The following is a 25,615-nucleotide window of genomic DNA, read 5'->3' as shown; positions in this document are numbered from 1 at the left end:
GTACCTCAGCGATACTGCAGGGGCCCGGTGTTGTCTTGTGGATAATGCCGGGCGCCAGATCGTTCATACCTTCCGAACCTGTGGCGAGCCCATCCAGAGACTGTTAGGTGTCTAGCGATGACTCGCACTTGTCATGCGTCCCGCGCGACTTCCTCTTATTTAAGACCGCAATTGGCGTCACACTTGCGCGAAACTCAACCAATTTCAGCCTGTGAAACTAAGTATGGCAATAAATGCGGAATTTGCTTGGCGTTTCTTTCTTCTGAGGATAAGTGATCCGGTAGCCCTTGTAGAAAGGCCGCAAAATTCCGTCCATACCGCAATAAGGTTTTGCTATTGCTCGTAATTTTTCTATCAATGAGATATCCCTTGAGCGACTAGATACGGCCAATAATTTTAATAGCCCCAAAAAACCCTATTTATTTCAGGGACTTGGCCAGAGTGTCAGGGGAGGGAAAAGTAGCGAAGGGGGCCCCACAGATTGCCCTGGGAAAAGCTTTGCTCCCATAAATGGGTCTGGCCGCTCCGGTGTACGGCGATCAGGGTGCTGGCGCGAGTGCCATAGCCTTGCTTTAAGGCGCTTGAATCCACGTTGCCTGGCAGCTGATTCTCTCTCTGGGTTACCTGCACAAATATTGGCGACAGGGCCCGTTCCATCGGTAAACCTACGCCGGTGCTGGGCAGCATCGCATCGGTAGCCGGACTTCTGTCCTGCAGAAGGCTGAGGGCGGGTTCAATAAAGTTCTCCCGGCTAATAGAGCCCTTAAGTTGCTGGGTAATTTGCGCCAGCCCCGCCTTGCCCTTTTCCACCTTGGGCCATGGGGCGTCGGGGGCCCCGTTAGAGATGCCATGCACTCCGGCGGAAAAGGCAAAAGGGCTGTGCCTATTCCCTGCGCAATAGAGAGGCTGCTCTTCATCTAGGGCGAATAGCAGCGCGTTAAAGCCCCGGTAGCGCTGCCCTTGGAGCTCTCTTGCGAACTGTTCAGGTGAGTCGCCGCCGGTTAGAAACTGGTATGGAATTTCCCCCCGTGACAGGACATTTTCTGGCTCGGCACTGCCCGGTTCGCGAATGTTGGTAACTGCCGCTACCCGTCCCGCAGCGATCCCAGCCCAGGTACCCCCAGCTTGCAGATCCCGCCCTGCGACTATTTGTCTGCCCTGTCCGATCTCTTGTTCTTTTCTCCAGGGTTCGGCGGGAGCACTCGGTCTGGTATAAAACTCGTCCCGGTTGGCGATCAGCAGGAGCGGGTAGTCTGGATGGCAGCGGTAGGCGAATAGCAGTAGACACATAGTATTTTCCCGGCAGAAGGCTTTTGGCGCGCCTCTTTCGCTGGGGGGCGCTTTGCGACCATAATAGGCGTTTCGCCAACAATCTCGATTCCCCCATGCTGACTTATCCAGAAATCAATCCGGTGGCCATTGCTATTGGCCCCCTAAAAGTACATTGGTACGGGCTGATGTACCTGTTCGGCTTTATTGCTGCCTGGTGGTTGGCATTGCGGCGCAGCACCAGGCCCTGGTCCCCGGTTATCAAATCGGAAGTGGAGGATCTGATCCTCTACTGCGCTATCGGCGTGGTGGTCGGCGGACGCCTCGGCTACATGTTCTTCTACAACATGCCCGAGCTGATGGAGAATCCTCTCTCCCTGTTCAAAGTCTGGGAGGGGGGCATGAGCTTCCACGGCGGCCTGGTCGGCGTGATGTTGGCTACGGTCCTCTATGCCCGAAAAATTGGCACAACCTTCCCTGCACTGATTGATTTTGTCGCCCCATTGGTACCTATTGGTCTGGGACTGGGGCGCCTGGGTAACTTTATTGGCCAGGAACTCTGGGGGCGCCCCACCGAAGGCCCCTGGGGCATGGTATTCCCCAAAGACCCGGAATTGCTGGCCAGGCATCCATCGCAGCTGTATCAGGCTTTCCTGGAAGGGTTGGTGCTCTTCGCGGTGCTCTGGTGGTTCTCCAGCAAGCCGCGCCCGCGCCTCGCCGTTGGCGGCATGTTTGTCTTGCTCTACGGTATTTTCCGCTTCCTGGTGGAGTTTGTCAGGGAGCCGGATGGCCATATCGGCTTTGATTTGTTCGGTTGGATGACCCGTGGACAGTTGTTGAGCCTGCCGATGATTATTGCCGGTATCGCCCTGTTGGTGTGGAGTTATCGCACCCAGCCGCTGCCAGAGGGGCGCGGTAAAGGTGGAAATAAAGAAAACCGTTCTCAGGTAAATGGCGGAGCCTAGTTAGAAATGAAGCAGTACCTCGATCTAATGCGCCATGTGCGCGAAAACGGCACAGTAAAAGGGGACCGCACCGGCACCGGGACCCTCAGCGTATTTGGTTACCAGATGCGCTTTAACCTGGCAGAGGGTTTCCCTTTAATCACCACAAAGAAGTGTCACCTGCGCTCCATAGTCCACGAACTACTGTGGTTCTTGCAGGGCGATACCAATATTCGCTATCTGCAGGAAAACAAGGTGCGCATCTGGGATGAGTGGGCGACCGAAGATGGGGACTTGGGGCCGGTTTACGGTCACCAGTGGCGTTCCTGGCCCACGCCAGATGGGCGTAAGATTGACCAAGTGGAGCAGTTGGTACACCAGCTGAAAACCCGTCCCGATTCTCGTCGCCTGATGATCAGTGCCTGGAACCCGGCAGATCTCCCCGATGAAGGTGTCTCCCCGGCGGATAATGCCCGCGAAGGACGTATGGCGCTCGCTCCCTGTCACGCCCTGTTCCAGTTCTATGTGGCGGATGGCAAGTTATCCTGCCAGTTGTACCAGCGCAGCGCTGATATCTTCCTTGGTGTACCGTTCAACATTGCCTCCTACAGTTTGCTAACCCTGATGTTGGCGCAGGTGTGCAACCTCCAGCCGGGTGAGTTTATTCACACCTTTGGCGATGCCCATCTCTACTCCAACCATTTGGAGCAGGTAGACCTGCAGCTGCAGCGTGAGCCTCACGCCCTGCCAAAGATGCGCCTCAACCCGGACGTCAAAGACCTGTTCGCCTTCCGTTTCGAGGATTTTGAACTGCAGGATTACCAGGCACATCCGCATATTCCCGCTCCAGTCGCGATTTAATCAGGAGAGAAGCTGTGGAAACTCCAATTGCCCTGATCGCAGCTGTGGCCCGCAATGGCGCTATCGGTAGAGACAACGAGCTGCCCTGGCGTCTCTCCGGCGACCTGCAATTCTTCAAGCGCACCACCATGGGCAAACCCGTGGTGATGGGGCGCAAGACCTTTGAGTCTATAGGCCGCCCGCTACCCGGGCGTGCCAATATCGTGGTTACCCGCAACCCCGATTGGCATTCCGAGGGTGTCGAGGTGGTAAGCACCCTGGAGGCTGCACTGGAACTTGCCGATAAGCATGCACAGGAAGCAGGTGCCAGCGAGTTGATGGTGATCGGCGGAGCACAGATTTATCGCCTCAGCATGCCTCATGCCGCGCGGCTCTATGTCACCGAAGTGGATGCTGAAGTGGCGGGAGATGCGTTTTTTCCCGAAGTTGATGACTCTTGGGTCGAAGTTGCACGAGAGTGTTACCCTGCCTCTGAAAAGAATGAGTACAACTACGCATTAGTTCGGTACGACAGATTCAAATAAAAACAATTTGATTAAAAGTTGATCAATCTGTTAAATTCTGCGACAGCCTACAGAGGAAACAGCGCCGTCAATGTGTGCAAGTGACCCGGTTTTGTTACCTGGTTGTTACCTTGCTACCCACGCGGGCCGATGCTGACAATCGGCATTTGAATAATCAAATCGGCTGTTTACAATGTGCGGCTCTTAGCTGTCTTCTAACCAATGTTTTTAAAACAAAAGGACACCGCGTTGTGGCAGCTATCTCATCGCGACCATGTTGTGAAATATTGAACCCACTGGGGGGTCTAATGAAAACCAAGCGATTCATGGCTGTGGCGCTGACCACTGCGCTGTCTGCCGGCGCGCTCTACGGCAGCGTAGCCACTGCGGATACTCTCGATAACGTACTCGCCGTCGGCCAGCAGAAAACCACTGCGGCCCAGGCATCGCAAAAACGCATCGACAAGATTGCCGAAGAAACCAGCAGCCTTCTGCAGGACTTCAAGGTGGTCAACAAGGAAATCGATGGTCTGCGTGTGTACAACCGTCAGCTGGAAAAGCAGCTGGCCAATCAGCTCGAAGTGATCAATGAGCTGGATGAGTCCATTGCCAACGTTACCGTAATTGAACGTCAGATCCAGCCGCTGATTTTGCGCATGCTGGACGGCCTGGAACAGTTCATCGAACTGGACGCTCCGTTCAAGCTGGACGAGCGCATGGGCAACCTCGAAGGCGTTAAGAACAATATGGATCGTTCCGATATCACTGTTGCGGAGAAATTCCGCCAGGTACTGGAACTGTACAATTTCGAAGCGGAATACGCGCGTAAGATCGACACTTACGGCGATACCCTGAACGTAGCTGGCCAGGAGCGCCAGGTAAACGTGCTGCAGATTGGCCGTATCGCCCTGCTGGCTCAAACCACCGACTCCACGATTTCCCTCGCCTATGACAAAGGCCAGAAAGCTTGGGTTGAGATCGATGCTGGCGAATACCGCCGCGCCCTCATGAATGGCCTCAAGATCGCCAAGAAACAGGCCACTATCGATATCATGACTATGCCGATCGCGGCACCGGAGGCAGCGCAATGAAATCCTCTATCGCCAAACGCGTACTAGTTGCAGCAGCGGCTGGCCTGATCAGCTTCTCTGCTGTTGCCCAGGAAAAAGCAGCTTCTCTCGACGACCTGCTGAAAATGGTTCAACAATCCAAAGTTGCTGAATCCAAAGAGCACAAGCAGCGCGAAGCTGAGTTCCGCCGTCAGAAGGCCAATCAGCAAGCCCTGCTGAAAAAAGCCAAAGACACCCGTACCGCTGAAGAAAATCGTTCTGCTGAACTGGAAAAGAAATACCAGGAGCAGGAAGTGGCTGTAGACCAGAAGCGTCAGCAGCTGGATGAGCGTATGGGCTCCCTGAAAGAGCTGTTCGGCCACATGTCCTCTGCTGCTGCGGATCTGCGCTCGAATATCGGTTCCTCTCTGGTTTCCGCACAGTACCCTGGTCGTACCGAGTTTATCGACGGTCTGCTGGCCAAGATGAGTACAGCGACCAAGCTGCCGACTATCGAGGAAATCGAGCGTCTGTGGTTTGAAATTCAGCGTGAAACTATTGAATCCGGCAAAGTTGTTAAGTTCAACGCTACTGTGATCAAGCCCAGTGGTGAGCAGGCTCAACAGGAAGTTGTCCGTGTTGGTAACTTCAACCTGGTTTCCAACGGTAAATACCTGGAAATGAACGACGCCTACAAAATGGCAGAGCTGATCCGCCAGCCGGATGCCAGCTTCCAGAAGATGGCGGAAGATCTGCAGGCTTCCACGGCAGGTTTCAGCGCTTTCGGTATTGACCCGACTGGTCCTACCGGTGGTTCCTACCTGAAAGCCATGATCAACAGCCCCGACATCGTTGAGCGCTGGCATCAGGGCGACATCGTTGGTTACATCATCACTGCTGTTGGTGTCTTCGCCATGTTGCTGGCCATTTTCCGCCTGATCGTGCTGACCGGTGTTAGCGCCAAGGTGAGTGCACAGCTGCGCTCTTCAACTCCGAACACCAACAACCCGCTGGGTCGTGTATTGGCTGTTGCGGAAGAGAACAAAGGTGTCGACGGTGAGACTCTCGAGCTGAAGATGGAAGAGGCGGTGCTGAAAGAGCGCCCGGCCATCGAGTCCGGCCTCAACCTGCTGAAGATTATCGCCATGGTAGCTCCGCTGCTGGGTCTGCTGGGTACCGTTACCGGTATGATCGTAACCTTCCAGGCGATCACTATCTTCGGTGCTGGTGATCCCAGGGCTATGGCTGGTGGTATTTCCTCCGCCCTGATCACCACCGTTCTCGGTCTGTGTGTGGCTATCCCCACCGTACTGATGCACACCATTGTTAATGCTCGTGCCAAGCGCGTCCTGCACATTCTGGAAGAGCAGAGTGCTGGTATCGTGGCGGAAAACGCCGAGCGTAAATAAGAGGAGGCGGCAACATGCACGCATTAATCGACGCATGGGCCGCCGTCAACGCCTTTATGGCGTCGGGCGGGCCAGTACTGTTCCTGATCGCCGGCCTGACCTTCTTTATGTGGACGCTGATTTTTGAACGTGTTTTTTACTTTAACAAAGCGTTAAAGAGTGACGTTCAAGGTGCGGTAGACCAATGGGAAGAGCGCAGCGAGCGCAAATCCTGGGCCTCCCACCAGATCCGCTACGCGATGATCTCCCGGGTTTCCGAGAAGATTCAGGACAATATGGACATGATCCAGGCTTGTGTTGCCCTAGCGCCCCTGTTCGGGCTGTTGGGCACGGTTTGGGGCATGATCAACGTGTTCGATGTTCTCGCGATCACCGGTGGTGGTGACGCCAAGCAGATGGCCAGTGGTGTATCCATGGCAACTATCCCGACAATGGCGGGTATGGTTGCGGCCCTCTCCGGTGTATTTGCCAACACCTACCTCGCCCGTAAGGCCGAGCGTGAAACCCAGCTGTTGGAAGATCATCTGACCATGGATCACTAAGCACACATAAGCGAATAGGCCAGCTTATTTGCTGTGAAGGTTTAGCCAAGCCAGAAATTTTCGACGGGGGGCTCCCAGAGCCCCTCGCCGAGAAAGTTCGCTAAGAGAGTTGCTATGAGCAAAAGACAAAATACGGCAGAAGAAGAAGCCGGCGCTATCGACCTCACGCCCATGCTGGACGTGGTGTTCATCATGCTGATCTTCTTTATCGTCACTGCGACCTTTATCAAGGAACCCGGTGCTGATGTTGTTAAGCCGGAAGCGACAACCGCAGAACTCAAAGCCACCTCTATTCTGGTAGCGATCAACGACAGTAATGAGATCTGGATTGCCAAAGAGAAGGTTGATGAGCGCCAGGTGAAGATTGTCCTGGAGCGCCTCTACTCGGAAAACCCGAAAGGGTGGTTGGTGATTCAGCCCGATAAGGAAGCGAGTATTGAGAAGATCGCCCTGATTGCGGAAGCAGCCAGGAAGATTGGTATCAAGAAAGTTTCGGTCGCGACAGAAAAGAGTTAACAGCTATGAATCCGGTAAGACTTCTTGGGGCAGGTACGCTGGCGGTAGCCACAACCTTTGGCCTCATCTTCACCATGCATCAGCTGATTCAGGCAAATATGAAAGCTCCAGAGGATAAGGAGCAGTTCAAAGTTGCCGATGTGGTGATGCCTGAGCAGAAGATTGAAACACAGTACGATACGACCAAGCCGGTGAAGCCGGAGGACCCTGAAACTCCGCCACCCGAAATGCCTGAACCAGAGTTCGAAGAGCCGGACATCGATGGCGGTATTAGCATTTCTGCGCCTAAGGCGTCCGGTGGTGTCAAGCTGTCAGGCTTTAGCTTTGGCGAGGGCGATTATCTGCCCATCGTTAAGGTTCAGCCTCAGTATCCACGCCGCGCTCTTCAGCGGGGGATGGAAGGCTATGTGATCGTTGAGTACACGGTGACCACTAACGGTTCCGTGCGCGATCCGATCGTGATCGAAGCCTTTACCCTGGACGGAAAGCCGACCTCTGTTTTCAACAGGGCCGCGCTCAAGTCCGCGCTGAAGTATAAGTACAAGCCGCGGGTAGTTGATGGCAAGCCGACCGAAGTCCCCAATGTGCGGACTAAGATCAGCTTTAACATGGCTAAGGACTAAGGGGGAAGCACTATGAAGTTGACAAGCATCGGCAAAAGTTTGTCCAAGCTCGCTCTGCGCACCTCAGTAGCGTTGCCTCTGGTCCTGGCACCAGCGGTCAGCGTTACCGTGCTCGAAGCAGCGGGTGTTTCCGCACCTTTCGCCTCTGCCCTGGCGCAGGAGCAAAAAAAGCCCAGCAAACAGAAGAGCCGCAAAGTACCAGCTATGCGCGAAGCCGCGTATAAAAAGCTGGAAAAAGCCCAGGAAGCTGCTGACGCAGAAGACTGGGCGGCTGCTCTCGAAGCGCTGAAAGATATGGATGCCAGCAAGAAACGGTTCAACGGCTATGAAATAGCGCAGATGTACAATTTCTTCGGTGTCGTTTACTACAGCACCGAGCGCTACAAAGAGGCTATCCCATACTTTAAGAAGGTTCTAAACCAGGGTGAAGCAAACCTGCCAGTTGCCCTTGAAGTGGGAACTCTATTTACTCTTGCGCAGCTCTACTTTGTTACCGAGGACTACAAGCAGGCGATCAACTACCTGAACCAATGGTTCAAGGTTTCCGATCGTATTACTGCGGACTCCTATGCACTGCGCGCCCAGGCCTATAACCAGGTTGGCGATCAGAGCAAAGCACTTGCGGATATCAATGTCGCGGTCTCCATGTACGAGAAAGAGGGCAAGGTACCCAAGGAAGGTTGGTACGGTCTTCAGCAGTACATTTACTTCGAGCGCAACGACTACAAAAAAGTAGCCGGTGTTCTTGAGAAGCTGGTACAGCACTATCCCAAGCCTGTGTACTACAAAACACTGGCGGCCATGTATGGTGAGCTGAAGCGTGATAAAGATCAGCTGCACATGATGGAAGCGGCTTATCTTGCTGGTGCTTTGGAGAAAGATAGGGATCTGCTGAATATGGGTTATCTCTTTATGGGGCATGAAATGCCTTATAAAGGTGCCAAGGTGATTGCCAAGGGTATCCAAGAGAAGAAGATTCCTCGTACAGCCAAGAACCTGGAAACCCTCGCCCAGGCTTATCAAATGGCGCAAGAGCTGCAAAAGGCAATTCCCCAGCTGGAAGCCGCAGCTCAGCTGTCTGACAAGGGTGAAATCTACTCGCGTTTGGCCGGTATCTATCTTGATCTGGACCAGAATGAGAAAGCCATTTCTATGGGTAAAAAAGCGCTCGCTAAAGGCGGTGTTAAGCGCGTAGATACCCTGCATATCGTAATGGGTATGGCAAATGCCAACCTGAAGCGCTATGACGCAGCAATGAAGAGCCTCAAACTTGCACAAAAGGATGAGCGCTCGGAGAAGTTTGCCAAGCAGTGGATAGACTTTGTGAAGGGTGAACAGCAACGTGAAAAGCAGCTGGCAATTTAATACCTAGCTACATTTCACGCTTCAAAAAAGCCGCACAGAAATGTGCGGCTTTTTTTGTGCTGTTTTGTCTTTTTGCGGCAATACAAAATATGGATTTAACCTGTATTAACAGACTATTTGCATTTTTGTGTGAATTGGCTAATGATTAAGGTCAGCTGATCAGCTTTTTCCATTTCGGCACTTGGATGCCTTTTACGCACCCTAATAACAATAGGAGAGGTGTTATGGATAGAGCTTGCACGCCATTTTCCAGCCCAGTTTTTTTCCCTACCCATCTGCTTACTGGTTATGCCAAAGGCTTGGCCTACGCAGCCCTAACTACTCTCGGTTTGATTTTTGCAATGAGTCAGTTGATCTCCACTAATTTTGTGGAGCCGGTGACTAAGCCGTTACCGACGATTCAACCTATAGATATGACCGATAAGAAAGTGGTTACCCAGCAAAAGTATGAGGCTCCACCCACTCCTCAGGATGTTCCGCCACCGCTTGAGCCCTCCAGAGAGGTAAAGGAAGTTGAGGTTATAAATACTTCGACAACAGTGGCGCCCCCGGCGGTGACCAACGATGGTGTTTTTGACTTGGTGTCTAGAGATCCTTTGCCAGTCTATAAGCCAGCGCCCCGCTACCCGACCACGGCTATGCGCAGGGGTATTGAAGGTTATGTGGTTGTGGAATTTACGATAACGAAAACCGGAGCTGTGCGTGATGCTCGGGTAGTTGGTGGATTCGATAGCACCGGTAACCCAACCAATGTATTCAATCGTTCGGCATTGGCAGCGGCAGAGCGGTTTAAATATCAGCCGCAAGTGGAGGATGGTCAGCCCATCGAGCGCTATGGAGTGCGCAATCGCATTACCTATAAATTGGCACAGTAAAAGAAAAAACGGCCCATCTGGGCCGTTTTTTAATATTCTAATTTTGGCCTAATCAATTTCCCTTACCGCGCCGCGATCGGCACTGGTGGCGAGTAGTGCATAAGCTTTCAACGCTTTGCTGACTTTGCGGGGGCGCTCTTCACTGGGTTTCCAGCCCTGCTGGCCGAGATCACGCATTTCCTGACGGCGTTTCTCGAGTTCATCCTCACTAATAACAATCTCAATTTTGCGCGCTGGTATATCGATTCGGATTGGATCGCCATTGCGAACCAGAGCGATATTGCCACCAGAGGCGGCTTCCGGGGATACGTGCCCAATGGAAAGGCCGGAAGTACCTCCGGAAAAACGACCATCGGTAATCAGGGCGCAATGCTCCCCCAGTCCCTTGGATTTCAGGTAGCTAGTGGGGTAGAGCATTTCCTGCATACCTGGGCCGCCCTTGGGGCCCTCATAGCGCACTATTACCGCTTCGCCTTTTTGTACCTTGCCTTCGAGAATATGGGCAACGGCCTCCTCCTGGCTCTCGACAACATGGGCCGGGCCCTCAAACTTCCATAACGCCTCGTCAACACCGGAAGTTTTCACAACGCAGCCATTTACAGCAAGGTTACCGAACAGTACCGCAAGGCCTCCCTCCGCTGAATAGGCATGCTCGGCGGAGCGAATACAGCCATTTTGTCGATCGGCATCCAGGGTAGGCCAGCGACAAGCCTGGCTAAATGCGGTTTGGGTAGGAATACCTGCGGGTCCGGCTCTATAGAAGTCTTGTACCGATTGCTCGTCGGTACGGGAGATGTCCCACTGCTCGAGAGCATCGGCTAGTGATCCCCCATAAGCGGTGGGCAGGGAGGCATCGATCAGCCCCGCAGTTTCCAGTTCTCCGAGAATCGCCATGATGCCACCGGCCCGGTGGACATCTTCCACATGGTATTTCTCCGTGTTGGGTGCCACTTTGCACAGCTGCGGCACCTCGCGGGAGAGTCGGTCGATATCCTGTAAGTTGAAGTCGATATCGCCCTCCTGGGCGGCGGCGAGTAGGTGCAAAATCGTGTTGGTTGAGCCACCCATGGCGATGTCGAGAGCCATAGCATTCAAAAATGCCGTGCGGTTGGCAATATTGCGGGGCAGGGCGCTCTCGTCATTTTTTTCATAATAACGCTTAGTCAGCGCAACGATTTCGCGGCCTGCGCGCAGGAACAGTTCTTTGCGGTCTGCATGGGTGGCCAACAGGGTGCCATTGCCCGGCAGCGAGAGACCCAGAGCCTCGGTCAGGCAGTTCATGGAGTTGGCGGTGAACATGCCGGAACAGGAGCCGCAGGTGGGGCAGGCGGAGCGTTCATACTCGGCCACCTCTTCATCGGTGGCGCTATCTGTGGCGGCGATGACCATGGCATCCACCAGATCGAGTTTGTGGTCAGCCAGTTTGGTCTTGCCGGCCTCCATGGGGCCGCCGGATACGAAGATCACCGGGATATTCAGGCGCAAGGCGGCCATCAGCATTCCCGGGGTGATCTTGTCGCAGTTGGAGATACAAACCAGGGCATCGGCACAGTGGGCGTTGACCATATATTCCACCGAATCGGCGATAATCTCGCGACTGGGCAGGCTGTAGAGCATGCCGTCGTGGCCCATGGCGATACCATCGTCCACGGCGATGGTGTTGAATTCCTTGGCGACACCGCCGGCCCGCTCGATTTCCCTTGCCACCAATTGCCCCATGTCTTTCAGGTGCACGTGGCCCGGTACAAACTGGGTGAATGAGTTGGCGATGGCGATAATCGGCTTGTGAAAATCCGCGTCGGTCATGCCTGTGGCGCGCCACAGGGCTCGGGCGCCGGCCATATTGCGTCCGGCGGTGGAGGTACGGGAACGATATCTGGGCATGATACAAGCATCCGGCTGGGCAAATTAGAGTGCCAGCTTAGCAAAAAGCCGATATTCGGGATAGTTTCGCGCAGTGTTGAGTCACCGCGCTTCTCACTAGGATGAGTATTTCGGTTGGGAGGTGTTAAGAGCCGTTATCCTGGCCGAGGTTTTTACGCAAAATGCGTGAATTGCGCTGGATGTTGTACAAAGATTTACGTGAGGCCGGTAGGTCACTGACATCCACTTGCTCAAAGCCCTGCTCGATAAACCAGTGTTCGGTCTGGGTGGTGAGCACATAGAGTTCGTGAATATTGACTGTGCGCGCCTGGCGTTCTAGGTGGCGCATCAGCTTGGCGCCGCGGCCCCCTCCGCGAAAATCTGGATGGCTGGCCACGCAGGCGATCTCAGCCGCAGAAGTATCGCCGTTGTCATCCCCGATGGGATAGAGTGCGGCACAGGCTACGGGAGTGCCATCGACTTCCACCAGAGTGAAGTGATCAATCTCCGCTTCGAGCTTTTCCCGTGAGCGCCTTACCAAGACGCCCTGGTTTTCCAGTGGACGAATCAGCCCGAGAATCCCTCCCACATCGGTAATACGCGCCCGGCGCACCACTTCGTAACTATCCCGATAGATCATGGTTCCGGCACCCTCGCGACGAAACAGCTCCTGGATCAGAGAGCCATTTTGGCAGTAGCTGAGTAGGTGAACCCGGGCAATGCCGGAGTTACAGGCCTGAATGGCACACCGCAAGGTTTCGCTCTGTACCCGGTTGGCGGCCTGTTCTGCCTGCACAATACTGAGCTCATGGACAGGGTTGCCGTCGAGCATCAGCTGAGCGGGTTCGCGGAATAGAACTAACTTTTCAGCGCGCAGAACCCGTGCAGCTTCTGCGGCCAGGTCCAGGTAATTGATGTTAAAAAGCTCTCCGGTCAGCGAGGTACCCAGAGGCGAGAGCAATACCAAGGCGCCCTGGTCCAGGGCTTGTTCAATCGTGTTGATCTCCATACGCCTGACGGTACCGGTCCAGCCCAGGTCGACGCCATCCAGGACGCCACAGGGACGCGCGGTGACCAGGTTGCCGGAGATTACTTTCAGGGCCGAGCGGGCCATCGGGGAGTCTGGCAGCCCCTGGGAAAAGGCCGCCTCGATATCAAAACGCAACCTGCCCACCGCAGCTTTTATGATTTCCAGACTCTCCCGGTCGGTAATGCGCTTGCTGCCGTGGAAACGGCTTTCTATACCGTGTTCTTCCAGGGCGCGATTTACCTGTACTCGGCAACCGTACACCACGACCAAGCGGACTCCTAGACTGGCCAGCAGTGCCAGGTCGTGGACCAGATTGCGGAAGTTACTGTGTTCGAGTCCGTCGCCGGGAATGCCGACAACCAGGGTGCGACCGCGCAGATCGTTGATATAGGGCGCCGCGTGGCGGAACCAGTTGAGGGAGGCGTTCTCGTCGGTCACTAATACCTTTCCGTCTAATAAAGTATTTGCCTGTGTATCGGCGCGGGTGGATAGTCATCTGAAACCGGGGAGGCATTAACCGCTTAGAGGCAAAAACGCCCGATCAGATTGCGTAATATTTTTACCATCGGCTCTATCCGGTCGAGCCCCAGGTATTCATCCGGTTGGTGGGCCTGGTCTATATCGCCGGCGCCGAGCACGATAGTGTCAATATTCATGCTCTTCAAGTAGGGGGCTTCGGTACCAAAGGCGACGCTCTCGGCACTGTAACCGGTGAGCTTCTCCGCAACCCTGACCAACTCAGAATTTGGGTCCTGCTCGAAGGGCTCGGTGCCGGGAAACAGAGAAACCATTTCGAGGTGAATTCTGTGTTTGTCGATACGAGCCTGCAGCCGTCCATTTAACTCGTTGCGCAGCTCTTGCAGGGACATGCCGGGCAGAGGGCGTACATCAAATTGCAGCTCTACGTTGCCGCAGATCCGGTTGGGGTTGTCACCGCCGTGAATACAGCCGAGGTTTAGGGTGGGAACGGGGACGATAAATCCGGGGTTTTTGTACTTTTCCTGCCACTCTCCGCGCAGGTGCAGCAACTCTCCAATTACCGAGTGCATGGCCTCCAGGGCATTGGCACCGAGGCTTGGGTTGGAGGAGTGCCCGGACTGCCCAGTAATGCGTACAGCCTCCATCATTACGCCCTTGTGCATGCGAACCGGGCGCAAGCCGGTCGGTTCGCCAATTACCGCATAGCGGCCGTGGGGCCGCCCTGCTTTAACCAGTTCTCTGGCGCCGGTCATGGAAGTCTCTTCATCGGCGGTGGCGAGAATGGTCAGGGGATGGCGCAGAGGTTTATCGACAAAGCTGCGGGCGGCTTCAATGGCCAGGGGGAAAAAGCTTTTCATATCGCTGGTACCCAGGCCATAGAGGCGATTGTCGCGCTCCTGCAGGCTGAAAGGGTCCGATTGCCAGCGTCCATCATCGAAGGGAACTGTATCGGTGTGCCCAGAAAGGATCAGACCGCCTCCGGCGCCCTCGCGCGCGCCCAGAGTGGCAATGAGGTTGGCTTTATTTGGACTACCCGGCAGGGACATCAGCTCGACAGAGAAGCCCAGGGTTTCAAGCCAGTCTGCGAGTATCTCTACCACGGGGCGGTTACCCATATCCAGTGCTGGATCGGTGGCACTTACACTGGGGCAGGAGATTAATTGCCGAAGTTGAGTCTTGAACTCAGGTACTGCGATAGGCGCCATGGGGATTGTCCCTTGTTTTGTTGCGTCGCTCGTTGAGGATAACCGCCAGCGCGATCGCACATCCACCTAGAGCCAGTCTGGGAATGTCCGCATCGCGGTTCCAGATTAACAGGTTGACCAGCAGGCCGGCGGGTACCAGGGCATTGTTCATTGCGGCAAGGGTTGCAGCGGAGACCTGGGTCGCGCCCTTATTCCATAGAAAATACCCGAGGCCGGAGGCTATAAGGCCGAGCCATAGCAATACGCCCCACTGGGTGGTGGTTTGCGGGTATTTGGGTCCACCCAAAATTACCCATGCACTCACGGTGACGACTGCCGCTCCCAGAAAAAACCAGCCAAAAGTTTGCCTTGGGGGAAGCGCTTGTTCCCGCTGCATAAATTGCTTGTAGGCGACCTGGCCGATAGCAAAGCACAGGTTAGCCCCCTGGACTACGGCGAAGCCCAACCAGTAATTGCCACTGGGAGAGTCCCATCGGATAACGGCCGCCCCGGAGACTGCCAGCAGTGCGATGGCCAAATTCCACAGTGACAGGCGTCGCTCAATCAGATCATAAAGCAGTGCAATGTATAAAGGGGTAAATATGGTAAACAGCAGCACCTCAGGCACGCTGAGTAGTAAAAACGACTGATAGTAAAATAGGTACATTGCGCCCAATTGCACGGCGCCAATCGCCATCAGGGTAATAGCGCTGCGGGCACTTGTACGTCGCCATTGCAGCAGGGGCAAAAACACCAGCGCGGCTAATAAAACTCTTGTCATCGCCGAGAAATAACTGTCTACCTGGCCAGCGAGATAGACGCCGATCAGGCTAAATGAAAAGGCCCAGAGCAGGGTGACAAGGATCAATAGAGGCATGGTGATGCTTTCTCGGGAGCGGAAAATATACGGCTAGCAATAGCGGGTGAGTATTGCTTGGGCGAACAATAAATGGAAGTGGCCGCCATCCGCAGCCGTGAGAGGCAGGCAATGGGGATGACTCAATCGAAAGTGCCGGGGCTAGAGCATCGCCCACGCCGGATGGCGTTGCTGTTATATACTGCGATTAGCCCGACTGTTGTTGCGAGCCACCTGGTTGCCCCAGCGCAGCAGGTTCACATTGCAATCATTGCGGTCGATAAGCACTTCAATCAGGCATAGGCCATTACGTTTCTTGGCTTCTGTAATGGCTTTATCGAGTTCCCCCTCGCTGCTGACCTTACACCCCCAGGCGTTGCCTTCCCCGGCGCTGAAGGTTTCGACTAGCTTGGCATAATCCCAGTTTTTAATCGTATTGTAGGGGCCATCGTGGATCTCCACCTCAATGGTGTATCCGCCATTGTTGATCAGAAAAATAATCGGGTTAACCCCGTAGCGAATCATGGTGGAGATTTCCTGAGCGGTGAGCTGGAAGGAGCCATCGCCGATGCAGGAGATCAGGCGGCCTTTGCTCATACCGAGTGCGTAGCCGAGGCTCGCCCCCACAGACCAACCGATGCTTCCATATTGCATCTGAATTTCAAACTGTGCCCCCTCGGGTAATGAGAGCTCCATACCGTTAAACCAGGAATCCCCAGTTTCCACAAGCAGGGTACTTTTGCGATCGAGCAATTTTTGTATTCGCGCAAACAGCTGTCGGGAGGTGAGCGGCGTGTCCGGCTTACCGGGCTTGAGAATATACTTGGGGCTACTAACCCGGCGGTAGGCGGTCAGGGCGCCATCGTTTGCGCTCAACTGTCCGGCAAGGGCATCCAGCAGATCCCTCATATGCACATTGCTGTAGCAGGTCTCCCCAAGTTGTACCGATGTGGGTTGAACAATGATGGCCTTTTCGCTTTGGAAGCACAGCTGGTGTCCTGTAGTCGTGTAATCGGTAAATAGGGGGCCGGCAAATAGGAGTGCATCTGCGGTGTCCACTATTTCACTGCAGCCAGGAGTGCTTACCGGCCCCCAGTAGATACCCATAAAGCTCTCCATAGTTTCTGGAAGCAGGCCCTTGGCGTCCGGCATGGAGGCGAGACCGTATTTACAGCTGTGCGCCAAATGGCACAGAGCTCCCTGGGCGTTTGCCGCGCGCACCTTACTGCCGGCTACCAGTACAGGGCGTTCAGCGGCGTTTAGGAAATCGGCGATATGTTCCACTGCGGCGGCGAGGGAGTCGGGGTCACTGGTCGGTCGGCGGGCAAAACCCCGCGGAATGGGGGCGGAGGTCGGAGCGTTGGCAACGTTGGCAGCGATCTCGATATAGACCGGTTTGCGACGCAACATGGCGGTGTCCAGGGCGCGATCAATGGCCGCGGGTGCCAGCCTGGGGTGGTGGATGATTACGGTTTCTGCGGTGACGTATGAATACATCTCCCGCTGGTAGCCGTAATTCACCTTCCCCAGGGTGTGGTGCAGGTATTCCCACTCGGCTTCCGAATTCGTATTTGGCCCCCCGGAAATAGCGATCAGGGGGAGGTCTTCGGCATAGGCACCGGCAACCGCGTTGATCATGCTGAGCCCGCCAACAGAAAAGGTCACCACAGCTGCGGAGGGTCCTCCGGTTGCCCGCGCATAGCCGTCGGCGGCATATCCCGCATTCAGCTCGTTACAGCAGCTGATCATCTGCAGGTCCGATTCCAGCAGTAGCTGGTCGAGCAAGACCAGGTTGTAGTCGCCAGGCAGGGCAAAGTAGTGGTTGATCCCCACATCTTTTAAACGCTGTGCCAGGTAGGTTCCAACGGTCCAGTGCTTGGTTTCTCGTGTATTCATGGGGCGATATTCGTTTTCAGCGGGTGAAAGCCTGGTATGGAGGCGGGCTTAGGCAGGTGAAGCCGTGTCTGGGACAGCTTAGTCCAGTTTCTGAGGGGAGATAACGGGGAGAGATTGGGGCATTTACCAGGGGAGCAGCGGGCCAACAATGAATATATTGGAAATCAAAAAAGGGAAGCTGAGCTTCCCTTTTTTGACGGATACTGCGTGGCTGCTATCAGCCAAATAATCCCTTGAAGAAGTAGAAGAACAGGATCGCAATACCGGCACCTGCGGGCAGGGTAACCACCCAGGAGGCGGCAATCGTGGTGATCATACGCAGGTTCAGTGCGCCGATGCCCCGAGCCAGGCCAACCCCCAATACCGCACCTACCAGGGTGTGAGTGGTGGAGATTGGCAGACCGGTGCCGGATGCCATCACCACGGTGGCGGCGGCGCCGAGCTCCGCAGCAAAGCCGCGGCTGGGTGTCAGCTCGGTGATCTTGCGGCCAATAGTCGCCATCACTTTGAAACCGTAAGTAGCGAGGCCGACCACGATACCCAGGCCCCCGAGCAATAGAATCCAGGAAGGCATGGTTGCCTTAGCGGTTACCGCACCCATTTGGATGGTGTTGACTACCGCCGCCAGCGGGCCCACTGCGTTGGCCACATCGTTGGAGCCGTGGGCAAAGGCCATGGCACAGGCGGTGAAGATCATCAGGATGGCGAAGACGCGCTCTACGTTGGCAAAGCGGTTTTCTGCTTCGATAGAGGGGTCGCGCTTAATACGCTTGAGCATGGTGACGCCAATCCCGGCGACGATCAAACCGATGATCGCGGCGATACCGGCATCCTGCAGGAAGCTGAGCTTGATATCCGCATCTTTGAGAACGTGCTTCAGGCCCTTGGTCAGGGTCACCATGGCGATCATCCAGCCCACGGCAAACATATAGAAGGGGATATAGCGCTTGGCGTTAGCGAATGGATCTTCCGTGTCGAGGATTAGGCGCTGCACGCTGCGGAACAGCAGGAAGGAAATGGTTCCTGCCAGCAATGGGGAGACCACCCAGCTCGCCACAATACTGCCTACCTTACCCCAGGCCACGGCATCGGCAGAAATACCCACCGCAGAGAAACCGACAATGGCGCCAACAATGGAATGAGTGGTGGATACTGGCCAGCCGAGAATACTGGCCACGAGCAGCCAGGTGCCTGCGGCGAACAGGGCGGACAGCATGCCGTACACGAGCAGCTCAGGCTGTGAGGCAAAGATCTCAGAATCGATAATGCCTTTGCGGATCGTGGCGGTTACCTCGCCACCAGCCAGATAGGCGCCGGCAAATTCGAAAATCATGGCGATAATAATCGCCTGTTTGATAGTCAGTGCCCGCGAGCCGACTGAAGTGCCCATGGCATTGGCGACATCGTTAGCACCAACACCCCAGGCCATAAAAAAGCCCGCGACACAGGCCAATATCAACAGAATATGGCCATATTGACTAAGAACTTCCACGTTGAACCCCCTAACGTGCCAACAACAACTGCAAACGGTTACCCACGCTGTGGGCGCGATCGGCCAATTCGCCGATCCATTCAATCACCCGGTAGAGGAACATCACATCTACCGGCGGTAAGTCTTTTTCGATTGCGAACAGAGAGGCGCGAATTTCAATTTCCAGCTTGTCCGACTTGCGCTCCAGCTCATCCAGCTCTTCGGTCATGCGCTTGGCGATAGTCACCTCGCGCCCGGCAAAGCCGCTCTCCAGCAATTCATCCAGTTCATTGATTGCGCGCAGGGCCTGGGCGGAAGTGGCCACGGCGCTTTCAACAAATGTGGTCATCAGAGATTGCAGGCTCTCGGGAATCTGCATTTTCCGGCCAATTGCCAGCCCGGCGATATCCTGTGCCGTGTTGGCCACTTCGTCCTGGGCGTGCAACAGCTCCAGCAGGTCGGAGCGGGAGACTGGCATAAACAGACTGTCCGGCAAGTGCAGGCGCAAGTCTCTCTTGATGTCATCGGCGCGGTTCTCTGTAGCAGAGATACGCAATTGAATCTGCTCCGCCTCCTTCAAATCGCCTTTAATCAAGGCGTCGAAGAACGGGATCAGGTCGGCCGAAGCCTCGTGGGCCGTAGCCATGTGCTTCTCGATCGGCTTGATCGGTGAGCGGCCAAACAGATTGGCAATATTCGACAGGGCCATGGTTTGCTCCATTGCTCAGGGTGCGAAAACGGCGGCATGGTACCCCAATCGGGGCCACTTCGGTAATAGTGCGTTAACGATGCACTGTCTCCGATAGTTGATAGGGCTACAATGCGTCGTCATATGAGAATAAGGGGGCATGCCGATGACAGAGAGCAAGGCGGCGGACAGGTTGCTGGATTTACGTGGATTGCTGGAAGATCTCGTTGCCCAGGGCTACGTGAGCAGGCTGGATGCGAACCGTATTGTGGGCACGCCGCGTACCGCAGAGCAGGCACAGATGCATCCGCTCAGTTATATCGCCAGCTGCGACCTAGCCAACCAGAAGGCCCCAGGTATTTTGCTGGGCGACGAGTTGCTCAGTGCCTGGCTGGCGGAGAGCGCTGATCACCCCCTCTACCATATCGACCCGCTCAAGGTGAATGTGAGCGCAGTGACCGAGGTGATGAGTTTCCAGTTCGCTAAACGCCACCAGATTCTGTGTGTCGAGGCTGGTGCAGAAGAGCTAACCGTGGCCACGGCCCAGCCCTTTACCCACGGTTGGGAGGAGCAGCTGGAACACACCAGCGGACGCCGGGTGCGGCGGGTGGTGGCAGACCCCGCAGATATCAAGCGCTACTGTGTGGAGTTTTACTCCCTGGCGAATTCTATTTCCGGTGCCAGTGGGCTGCAGGGCACCTCTGCGGCGAATAATTTCGAGCAGTTGTTAGAGCTGGGTAGCCTGAAAGACCCGGAAGCCAACGACCAACATATCGTCAATATCGTTGACTGGCTGTTGCAGCACGCTTTCGACCAGCGTGCCAGTGATATTCATATCGAACCCCGGCGCCAAGTAGGGCGTATACGTTTCCGCATCGATGGGGTCCTCCATCCGATCCACGAACTGCCCGACCAGGTCAATGCGGCGGTAACCAGTCGCCTAAAAATCCTCGGGCGCATGAATGTGGCCGAGAAACGCAAACCCCAGGACGGCCGAATCAAGACTAAACGCCCCGATGGCAGCGAGGTGGAGCTGCGTCTCTCCACCCTACCCACCGCCTTTGGCGAAAAGCTGGTGATGCGTATCTTCGATCCCGAGGTACTGGCGCGTTCCTACAGCGATCTGGGACTCGCCGGCACCGACCTGGCCCGCTGGCAGGCGATGCTGGCACGGCCTAACGGCATTGTGCTGGTGACAGGCCCTACCGGTTCGGGTAAGACCACCACCCTATATACCGGCCTTAAGCAGCTCGCCACCAGTGCAGTGAATGTCTCCACCGTGGAAGATCCCATCGAGATGGTGGAGGAGAGTTTTAACCAGACGCAGGTGCACCACGCTATCGGCTTCGATTTTGCCGCGGGCATTCGCACCCTGATGCGACAGGACCCGGACATCATCATGGTGGGGGAAATCCGAGATCTGGAAACCGCACAGATGGCAGTGCAGGCGGCACTTACCGGCCACCTGGTAATCTCCACTCTACACACCAACGATGCTCCCACGGCGGTGACTCGTCTGTTGGATTTGGGTTTGCCGCACTACTTGCTCAAGTCCACCATCCTCGGTGTTATGGCCCAACGCCTGGTGCGGACCCTGTGCCCTTCGTGCAAGCGCGAAGACACCATCGACGAGGCCGACTGGCATTCCCTGGTTCGCCCCTGGAAAGCGCCTTTACCGGAAAAAGTGTATGCCCCCGAGGGCTGCCTGGAGTGCCGCAACACCGGCTACAAGGGCCGCCAGGGTATCTATGAAATCCTGCCGTTCAGTGAAGCGGTGCAAACCATTATCACTCCCGACTGTGACTTGCAGCAGCTTCGTCGCCAAGCTATGCGCGAGGGTATGAATAGTCTGCGTTTATCGGGGGCCAAGAAAGTGGCAGCAGGCCTAACGACCGTGGCGGAAGTATTACGTGTGGCACCACCGCCGGATATCGCTTTTTAATAGAGCTAAATTTCCGCTACAAAAAGTGTGGGATAAAGTGTGGAATACAAGTAGCTTGGGATAAAAACTGTGGGGCGGGAGTGCTGCCCCTGCAGAATTTCTCATTTGGAAATAAGGATCGATTCCGCATGATTGATAGCGCCATCTGCCCCGAACCTCTGCGCCCGCAATTACAGACTCTGTGGCGAGATTGGAGTGAGGCTGCGGGCCCCGCAGTGGCTGCCGAAGTAAAGGTGTTGCTGAAGGATCAAGCGCTTGAGCTGGCACTGGCACGCAGCTTTATCGGTTCTGAATTCTTTTATCGACAGTGCCGGCGCCATCCGGATTTTCTCTTGGAGTTACTGCAACAGGATGATCTGGGTCTGCAGCTGCCCAGTTTTGATAGCGATGAAGCTCTAGATCTGACCCTGCGGCAGCTGCGTAACCGAACGACCGCCGAGGTTATTTTCCGGGACTTTGCTGGCCAGTGGGATATCCCCAGGGCCTGCCTGCGCCTCAGTGAACTGGCAGAACTCGCTATCAACACGGCCCTGCAGTGGCACCACAGCCAGCTGGCACAGCGATATGGCGAGCCCCGGGATAGAAGCGGCCGGGCTCAGTCTATGGTGGTGCTCGGCATGGGCAAGCTGGGCGCGCGCGAGCTGAATCTTTCCTCCGATATCGACTTGATTTTCGCCTACCCCGAACCGGGGCATACTGACGGCGATCAGTGCGTGGAAAATCAAAAGTTTTTCCAGCGCCTGGGTCAGCGACTGATCAAATCCCTCAATGTCATTAATGCAGAAGGCTTTGTGTTTCGCGTGGATATGCGCCTGCGTCCCTATGGTGATAGCGGTCCCTTGGTAAGCCATTTCGCTGCGCTGGAGGATTACTACCAGACCCAGGGGCGCGAGTGGGAGCGTTACGCCATGGTTAAGGCGCGCCCGGTGGCTGGTGATCAAGGCGTTGCCGCTGAGTTGATGGAGTTGTTGCGGCCATTCACTTACCGCCGCTATATCGATTTCAGTGCTATCGACGCCCTGCGCGAGATGAAGGCTCTGATACAGCGACAGGTCCGTGCCCGCGGACTGATCGACAATATCAAGCTGGGGCGCGGAGGAATTCGCGAGCTGGAATTTATTGTGCAGGCTTTCCAGTTAATTCGTGGCGGACGGGTGCCTGCACTGCGAGAGCGCAATTTATTAAAGATACTGCCACTGCTGGAAACTGACGGCCATGTGGAGCCCGGGGTTGCCGATGAACTGGCCAACTGCTATTTGCTGTTGCGCCGGGTGGAGCACGCCTTGCAGGCCTATAAGGATCAGCAGACCCAGGCGCTGCCGCAGGACTCAGCAGAGCGCGAGCGGCTCGCATTCGCCCTTGGCCGTGACAGCTGGGATCAGTTGGTTGGGGAGTTGGCAGCCGTTCGCAATGTAGTGGAGCGGGAGTTCGATACGGTCATTGCGCCACCGGAGGAAATCGCCGAACCCCATGTGGCGGAAGAGTGGCAGGGATTGTGGAGCAGCTGTGGCGACGAGACCGGTAAAGAGATCAATCTACAGACTCTGGAAAATGCGGGATTCACTCCGGCGCCGGAGGCCCTGGACCTGCTGCGGGATCTCAGTGTCTCCCCTATGGTGATGGCACTGCCGGCGTCCTCGCGCGAGCGGCTGGATCATTTTATGCCCCTGCTACTGGCCGCAGCCAGCTTGCAGGAGCGACCGCTGTTGGTGCTCGGTCGGGTTCTACCTCTGGTGCGCTCGGTACTGCGCCGTAGTGCCTACCTGGTACTGATCAATGAAAATCCCCCGGTGCTCAGCCAGCTGGTACAACTGTGCAGTGCCAGCCCACGGATTGCCGAGCAGCTGGCGCGCCACCCCATCTTGTTGGACGAACTATTGGACTCCCGTCGCCTGCTGGCACCGGCCACGGCGGAGGATATTGCCGATGAGCTGCGGCTTGAGCTATTGCGTGTTGATCCCGCAGATCTGGAACTGCAGATGGAAACACTGCGCTATTTCAAGCAGAGTCAGAGTCTGCGAATTGCCGCTCAAGAGGTCAGCGGAGCCTTGCCACTGATGAAGGTGAGCGACTCCCTCACCTGGCTGGCAGAGGGGATATTGCGACAGTCGCTTAATTTGGCTTGGGCACAGATGGTGGACAAATACGGCCTACCCGCAGGGGCAACCGCCGAGAACATGCACTTTGCCATTGTCGCCTACGGCAAGCTTGGGGGGTTGGAGTTATCCCACGGTTCAGACTTGGATATTGTATTTGTGCACGATGCGGACCCCCAGCTTGCTACCGACGGCGCAACCAGCATCGATAATTTGCGTTTCTATACCCGCCTGGCGCAGCGCCTGATCCACATCCTGCAAACCCGTACCCTGAGTGGACCGTTGTATGAGGTGGATACCCGTTTGCGCCCTTCGGGTAACTCGGGCCTACTGGTCACCTCCATGAAAGCCTTTGAAAAATATCAGCGCGAGAGCGCCTGGACCTGGGAGCATCAGGCGTTGGTGCGCGCCCGCCCGGTTGCAGGGAGCGAACAGCTCTGCAGTGACTTTGAGGCCCTGCGCTTGAGATTGCTTTGCGAGCCGAGAAATGAGGGAAAGTTGCGCGAGGAAGTGGTTGGGATGCGCGATAAAATGCGCTCCCACCTGGATAAGAGCAATGATCAAAATTTCGATCTGAAACACGGCCTGGGCGGTATTGTCGATATTGAATTTTTGGTTCAATATGCTGCTCTGGCCTGGGCACAAACTTCGCCCTCGATCGTGCGATACACCGATAACATTCGCATTCTCGAAAGTCTGAATGACGCGGGCCTGATGCCGGCCAAACAGGTCGAGCATCTGATCGACGCCTACAAAGCCTACCGATCTGAAGGTCATCGCCTGGCACTACAACAACTGCCAGGGATAGTGAGCGATGACCGCTTCACAGCGGAAAGAAAGACCGTTCTAACAAACTGGCAGCAATTGCTTGGTTAAACCCCAGCTTCACCCTGCTGCCCGATTAAACTGTTTTTCAGGATTTGTAGGAGTTGCCCCATGTCTTTTGCCGACCGCGACGGCGTTATCTGGTTTGATGGTGAATTGGTTCCTTGGCGGGATGCCCGCGTGCATGTTTTGACTCATACCCTACATTACGGAATGGGAGTCTTTGAGGGGGTGCGCGCTTATGAGACCGATCGCGGAGCCAGTATCTTTCGCCTTCAGGACCACACCCGCCGTTTATTCCGCTCTGCGAAGATCATGAATATCCCCATGCCCTACGATGCGGATGAGCTGAATGAAGCTCAGCGTCTTGTGGTAAGGGAAAACAGCCTCCAGCACGCCTACTTGCGCCCAATGGTATTTTACGGCTCTGAAGGGATGGGGCTGCGCGCAGAGGGGCTAACTACCCATATAATCGTTGCCTCCTGGGAGTGGCCCAGCTATATGAGCCCAGAGGCATTGGAACGTGGTATCAAGGTAAATACGTCCTCTTATACCCGTCACCACGTGAATATCAGTATGTGCAAGGCCAAGGCCAACGGTAATTACATCAACTCGATGCTGGCCCTGCAGGAGGCGATACGCAACGGTTGTGAAGAGGCGCTGCTGCTCGACCCAGAGGGCTATGTGGCCGAGGGCAGTGGGGAGAATTTCTTTATCGTCAGGGACGGGACTATTTATACCCCAGAGCTGACCTCCTGCCTGGATGGCATCACCCGCGACACCGTGATCGAGCTGGCCAGGGAGTGTGGCTATCGGGTGGTGGAAAAACGTATTACCCGGGATGAAGTCTATATCGCCGATGAGGCCTTTTTTACCGGCACCGCCGCAGAGGTGCTACCCATTAGCATGCTCGATGGCCGATCCATCGGCAGTGGTCGCCGCGGTCCAATCACTGGCCGCTTGCAGGGGCTTTATTTCGATGTGGTACATGGCCGCAGCACAGCACACCGGGGCTGGTTGAGTGATGTGGATGATGCCGGTTTGCAAAATGGTAGCCACATTGCCGTTGCCTAGACTATAAGGTCCGGGTTTAACCTATTTCAGATAGGAGGGCCCTAAGAGCCCTCCCCAATTCTTCTCCAGGGGAAAGTAGTACCCTGCCCGCTGTTCTCGTAGAATGCCCAAGTTAATTATCCCTCTGTATTCTGTGGGTGTCCGCCCATCGCAGGTTTAATGTGAATCGAAAGCATTGAATGGTGAGTTCAATCTTTGACCCTGCTTGATGGGATACCGATTTAATGAGTCATTCAGGGCCATGGGAGTCATTG

General features: G+C 55.4%; 21 protein-coding genes. 13 read left to right on the top strand and 8 right to left on the bottom strand.

Translation table 11 applies throughout. The annotated features are described in order from the left end of the window. Positions 1–444 precede the first annotated feature (444 nt). Positions 445–1,290, bottom strand: a complete 846-nt coding sequence (locus ACJJID_RS15550) for an NRDE family protein (RefSeq protein WP_444920265.1) — start codon at positions 1,288–1,290, stop codon at positions 445–447. Positions 1,291–1,385: 95 nt separating this feature from the next. Here ACJJID_RS15550 and lgt point away from each other — a divergent pair, with 95 nt between their 5' ends. The 10 genes from lgt to ACJJID_RS15500 all read left to right on the top strand — a co-directional run bounded on the left by lgt (position 1,386) and on the right by ACJJID_RS15500 (position 9,956). After that, positions 1,386–2,234: a prolipoprotein diacylglyceryl transferase gene (gene lgt / locus ACJJID_RS15545; RefSeq protein ID WP_444922642.1), complete on the top strand. Its 849-nt coding sequence runs from the start codon at positions 1,386–1,388 to the stop codon at positions 2,232–2,234. 6 nt (positions 2,235–2,240) lie between these two features. Beyond that, positions 2,241–3,074, top strand: a complete 834-nt coding sequence (locus ACJJID_RS15540; RefSeq protein ID WP_444920264.1) for a thymidylate synthase — start codon at positions 2,241–2,243, stop codon at positions 3,072–3,074. A 14-nt stretch (positions 3,075–3,088) separates the two neighbouring features. Beyond that, on the top strand, positions 3,089–3,598 hold the full coding sequence (locus ACJJID_RS15535) for a dihydrofolate reductase (protein WP_444920263.1): 510 nt from the start codon (positions 3,089–3,091) through the stop codon (positions 3,596–3,598). 287 nt (positions 3,599–3,885) lie between these two features. Beyond that, entirely contained in the window at positions 3,886–4,668 is a 783-nt protein-coding gene (locus ACJJID_RS15530) for a DUF3450 domain-containing protein (protein WP_444920262.1), read from the top strand. Then, positions 4,665–6,035 (top strand): MotA/TolQ/ExbB proton channel family protein, encoded by a 1,371-nt coding sequence (locus ACJJID_RS15525; protein WP_444920261.1) that lies wholly within the window; start codon positions 4,665–4,667, stop codon positions 6,033–6,035. Before ACJJID_RS15530 ends, ACJJID_RS15525 begins: the two co-directional genes overlap by 4 nt. Positions 6,036–6,049: 14 nt before the next feature. Continuing rightward, the gene (locus ACJJID_RS15520) at positions 6,050–6,577 is read left to right on the top strand and encodes a MotA/TolQ/ExbB proton channel family protein (protein WP_152455321.1); all 528 of its coding nucleotides are present in this window, start codon (positions 6,050–6,052) and stop codon (positions 6,575–6,577) included. Between the two features lie 114 nt (positions 6,578–6,691). Then, positions 6,692–7,093: an ExbD/TolR family protein gene (locus tag ACJJID_RS15515; protein WP_152455319.1), complete on the top strand. Its 402-nt coding sequence runs from the start codon at positions 6,692–6,694 to the stop codon at positions 7,091–7,093. Positions 7,094–7,098: 5 nt separating this feature from the next. Then, positions 7,099–7,716: an energy transducer TonB gene (locus ACJJID_RS15510; protein ID WP_444920260.1), complete on the top strand. Its 618-nt coding sequence runs from the start codon at positions 7,099–7,101 to the stop codon at positions 7,714–7,716. Between the two features lie 12 nt (positions 7,717–7,728). Further along, entirely contained in the window at positions 7,729–9,081 is a 1,353-nt protein-coding gene (locus tag ACJJID_RS15505) for a tetratricopeptide repeat protein (RefSeq protein ID WP_444920259.1), read from the top strand. Between the two features lie 224 nt (positions 9,082–9,305). After that, entirely contained in the window at positions 9,306–9,956 is a 651-nt protein-coding gene (locus tag ACJJID_RS15500; RefSeq protein WP_444920258.1) for a TonB family protein, read from the top strand. Positions 9,957–10,004: 48 nt separating this feature from the next. Here ACJJID_RS15500 and ilvD read toward each other — a convergent pair whose 3' ends face one another. The 7 genes from ilvD to ACJJID_RS15465 form a co-directional block, all read right to left on the bottom strand. Continuing rightward, positions 10,005–11,840, bottom strand: coding sequence for a dihydroxy-acid dehydratase (gene ilvD, locus ACJJID_RS15495; protein WP_444920257.1), 1,836 nt, complete (start codon positions 11,838–11,840; stop codon positions 10,005–10,007). Positions 11,841–11,964: 124 nt separating this feature from the next. Continuing rightward, a complete protein-coding gene (gene argA / locus ACJJID_RS15490) occupies positions 11,965–13,287 on the bottom strand; it encodes an amino-acid N-acetyltransferase (protein WP_444920256.1) in 1,323 nt (440 codons plus the stop codon). 83 nt (positions 13,288–13,370) lie between these two features. Beyond that, the gene (gene argE, locus ACJJID_RS15485) at positions 13,371–14,534 is read right to left on the bottom strand and encodes an acetylornithine deacetylase (protein WP_444920255.1); all 1,164 of its coding nucleotides are present in this window, start codon (positions 14,532–14,534) and stop codon (positions 13,371–13,373) included. Further along, positions 14,512–15,390, bottom strand: coding sequence for a carboxylate/amino acid/amine transporter (locus ACJJID_RS15480; protein ID WP_444920254.1), 879 nt, complete (start codon positions 15,388–15,390; stop codon positions 14,512–14,514). Before ACJJID_RS15480 ends, argE begins: the two co-directional genes overlap by 23 nt. 174 nt (positions 15,391–15,564) lie before the next feature. After that, a complete protein-coding gene (locus ACJJID_RS15475) occupies positions 15,565–17,265 on the bottom strand; it encodes a thiamine pyrophosphate-binding protein (RefSeq protein WP_444920253.1) in 1,701 nt (566 codons plus the stop codon). Positions 17,266–17,482: 217 nt separating this feature from the next. Further along, positions 17,483–18,757, bottom strand: a complete 1,275-nt coding sequence (locus ACJJID_RS15470; RefSeq protein WP_444920252.1) for an inorganic phosphate transporter — start codon at positions 18,755–18,757, stop codon at positions 17,483–17,485. Positions 18,758–18,767: 10 nt separating this feature from the next. Further along, positions 18,768–19,445 (bottom strand): TIGR00153 family protein, encoded by a 678-nt coding sequence (locus tag ACJJID_RS15465; RefSeq protein ID WP_152455299.1) that lies wholly within the window; start codon positions 19,443–19,445, stop codon positions 18,768–18,770. A gap of 145 nt (positions 19,446–19,590) precedes the next feature. On the opposite strand from ACJJID_RS15465, the gene ACJJID_RS15460 reads away from it, so the two are divergent. The 3 genes from ACJJID_RS15460 to ACJJID_RS15450 all read left to right on the top strand — a co-directional run bounded on the left by ACJJID_RS15460 (position 19,591) and on the right by ACJJID_RS15450 (position 25,361). Then, complete coding sequence (locus ACJJID_RS15460) at positions 19,591–21,366, top strand: GspE/PulE family protein (RefSeq protein ID WP_444920251.1); 1,776 nt, start codon at positions 19,591–19,593, stop codon at positions 21,364–21,366. 128 nt (positions 21,367–21,494) lie between these two features. Next, complete coding sequence (glnE, locus tag ACJJID_RS15455) at positions 21,495–24,338, top strand: bifunctional [glutamate--ammonia ligase]-adenylyl-L-tyrosine phosphorylase/[glutamate--ammonia-ligase] adenylyltransferase (RefSeq protein WP_444920250.1); 2,844 nt, start codon at positions 21,495–21,497, stop codon at positions 24,336–24,338. A 60-nt stretch (positions 24,339–24,398) separates the two neighbouring features. Further along, positions 24,399–25,361, top strand: a complete 963-nt coding sequence (locus ACJJID_RS15450) for a branched-chain amino acid transaminase (protein ID WP_444920249.1) — start codon at positions 24,399–24,401, stop codon at positions 25,359–25,361. Positions 25,362–25,615: the final 254 nt, after the last annotated feature.

Source organism: Microbulbifer sp. CnH-101-G, from assembly GCF_052466775.1.
This window is presented reverse-complemented; position numbering and strand designations above follow the sequence as displayed.

Excerpts from the sequence above, each read along its gene's own strand:
- glnE (WP_444920250.1), top strand. The coding sequence starts at position 21,495 with ATGATTGATAGCGCCATCTGCCCCGAACCTCTGCGCCCGCAATTACAG.
- ACJJID_RS15510 (WP_444920260.1), top strand. The coding sequence starts at position 7,099 with ATGAATCCGGTAAGACTTCTTGGGGCAGGTACGCTGGCGGTAGCCACA.
- ACJJID_RS15460 (WP_444920251.1), top strand. The coding sequence starts at position 19,591 with ATGACAGAGAGCAAGGCGGCGGACAGGTTGCTGGATTTACGTGGATTG.
- ACJJID_RS15520 (WP_152455321.1), top strand. The coding sequence starts at position 6,050 with ATGCACGCATTAATCGACGCATGGGCCGCCGTCAACGCCTTTATGGCG.
- ACJJID_RS15475 (WP_444920253.1), bottom strand. The coding sequence starts at position 17,265 with ATGAATACACGAGAAACCAAGCACTGGACCGTTGGAACCTACCTGGCA.
- ACJJID_RS15450 (WP_444920249.1), top strand. The coding sequence starts at position 24,399 with ATGTCTTTTGCCGACCGCGACGGCGTTATCTGGTTTGATGGTGAATTG.
- ACJJID_RS15505 (WP_444920259.1), top strand. The coding sequence starts at position 7,729 with ATGAAGTTGACAAGCATCGGCAAAAGTTTGTCCAAGCTCGCTCTGCGC.
- ACJJID_RS15540 (WP_444920264.1), top strand. The coding sequence starts at position 2,241 with ATGAAGCAGTACCTCGATCTAATGCGCCATGTGCGCGAAAACGGCACA.
- ilvD (WP_444920257.1), bottom strand. The coding sequence starts at position 11,840 with ATGCCCAGATATCGTTCCCGTACCTCCACCGCCGGACGCAATATGGCC.
- ACJJID_RS15550 (WP_444920265.1), bottom strand. The coding sequence starts at position 1,290 with ATGTGTCTACTGCTATTCGCCTACCGCTGCCATCCAGACTACCCGCTC.
- ACJJID_RS15515 (WP_152455319.1), top strand. The coding sequence starts at position 6,692 with ATGAGCAAAAGACAAAATACGGCAGAAGAAGAAGCCGGCGCTATCGAC.
- ACJJID_RS15525 (WP_444920261.1), top strand. The coding sequence starts at position 4,665 with ATGAAATCCTCTATCGCCAAACGCGTACTAGTTGCAGCAGCGGCTGGC.
- ACJJID_RS15465 (WP_152455299.1), bottom strand. The coding sequence starts at position 19,445 with ATGGCCCTGTCGAATATTGCCAATCTGTTTGGCCGCTCACCGATCAAG.
- ACJJID_RS15530 (WP_444920262.1), top strand. The coding sequence starts at position 3,886 with ATGAAAACCAAGCGATTCATGGCTGTGGCGCTGACCACTGCGCTGTCT.
- ACJJID_RS15500 (WP_444920258.1), top strand. The coding sequence starts at position 9,306 with ATGGATAGAGCTTGCACGCCATTTTCCAGCCCAGTTTTTTTCCCTACC.
- lgt (WP_444922642.1), top strand. The coding sequence starts at position 1,386 with ATGCTGACTTATCCAGAAATCAATCCGGTGGCCATTGCTATTGGCCCC.
- argE (WP_444920255.1), bottom strand. The coding sequence starts at position 14,534 with ATGGCGCCTATCGCAGTACCTGAGTTCAAGACTCAACTTCGGCAATTA.
- ACJJID_RS15480 (WP_444920254.1), bottom strand. The coding sequence starts at position 15,390 with ATGCCTCTATTGATCCTTGTCACCCTGCTCTGGGCCTTTTCATTTAGC.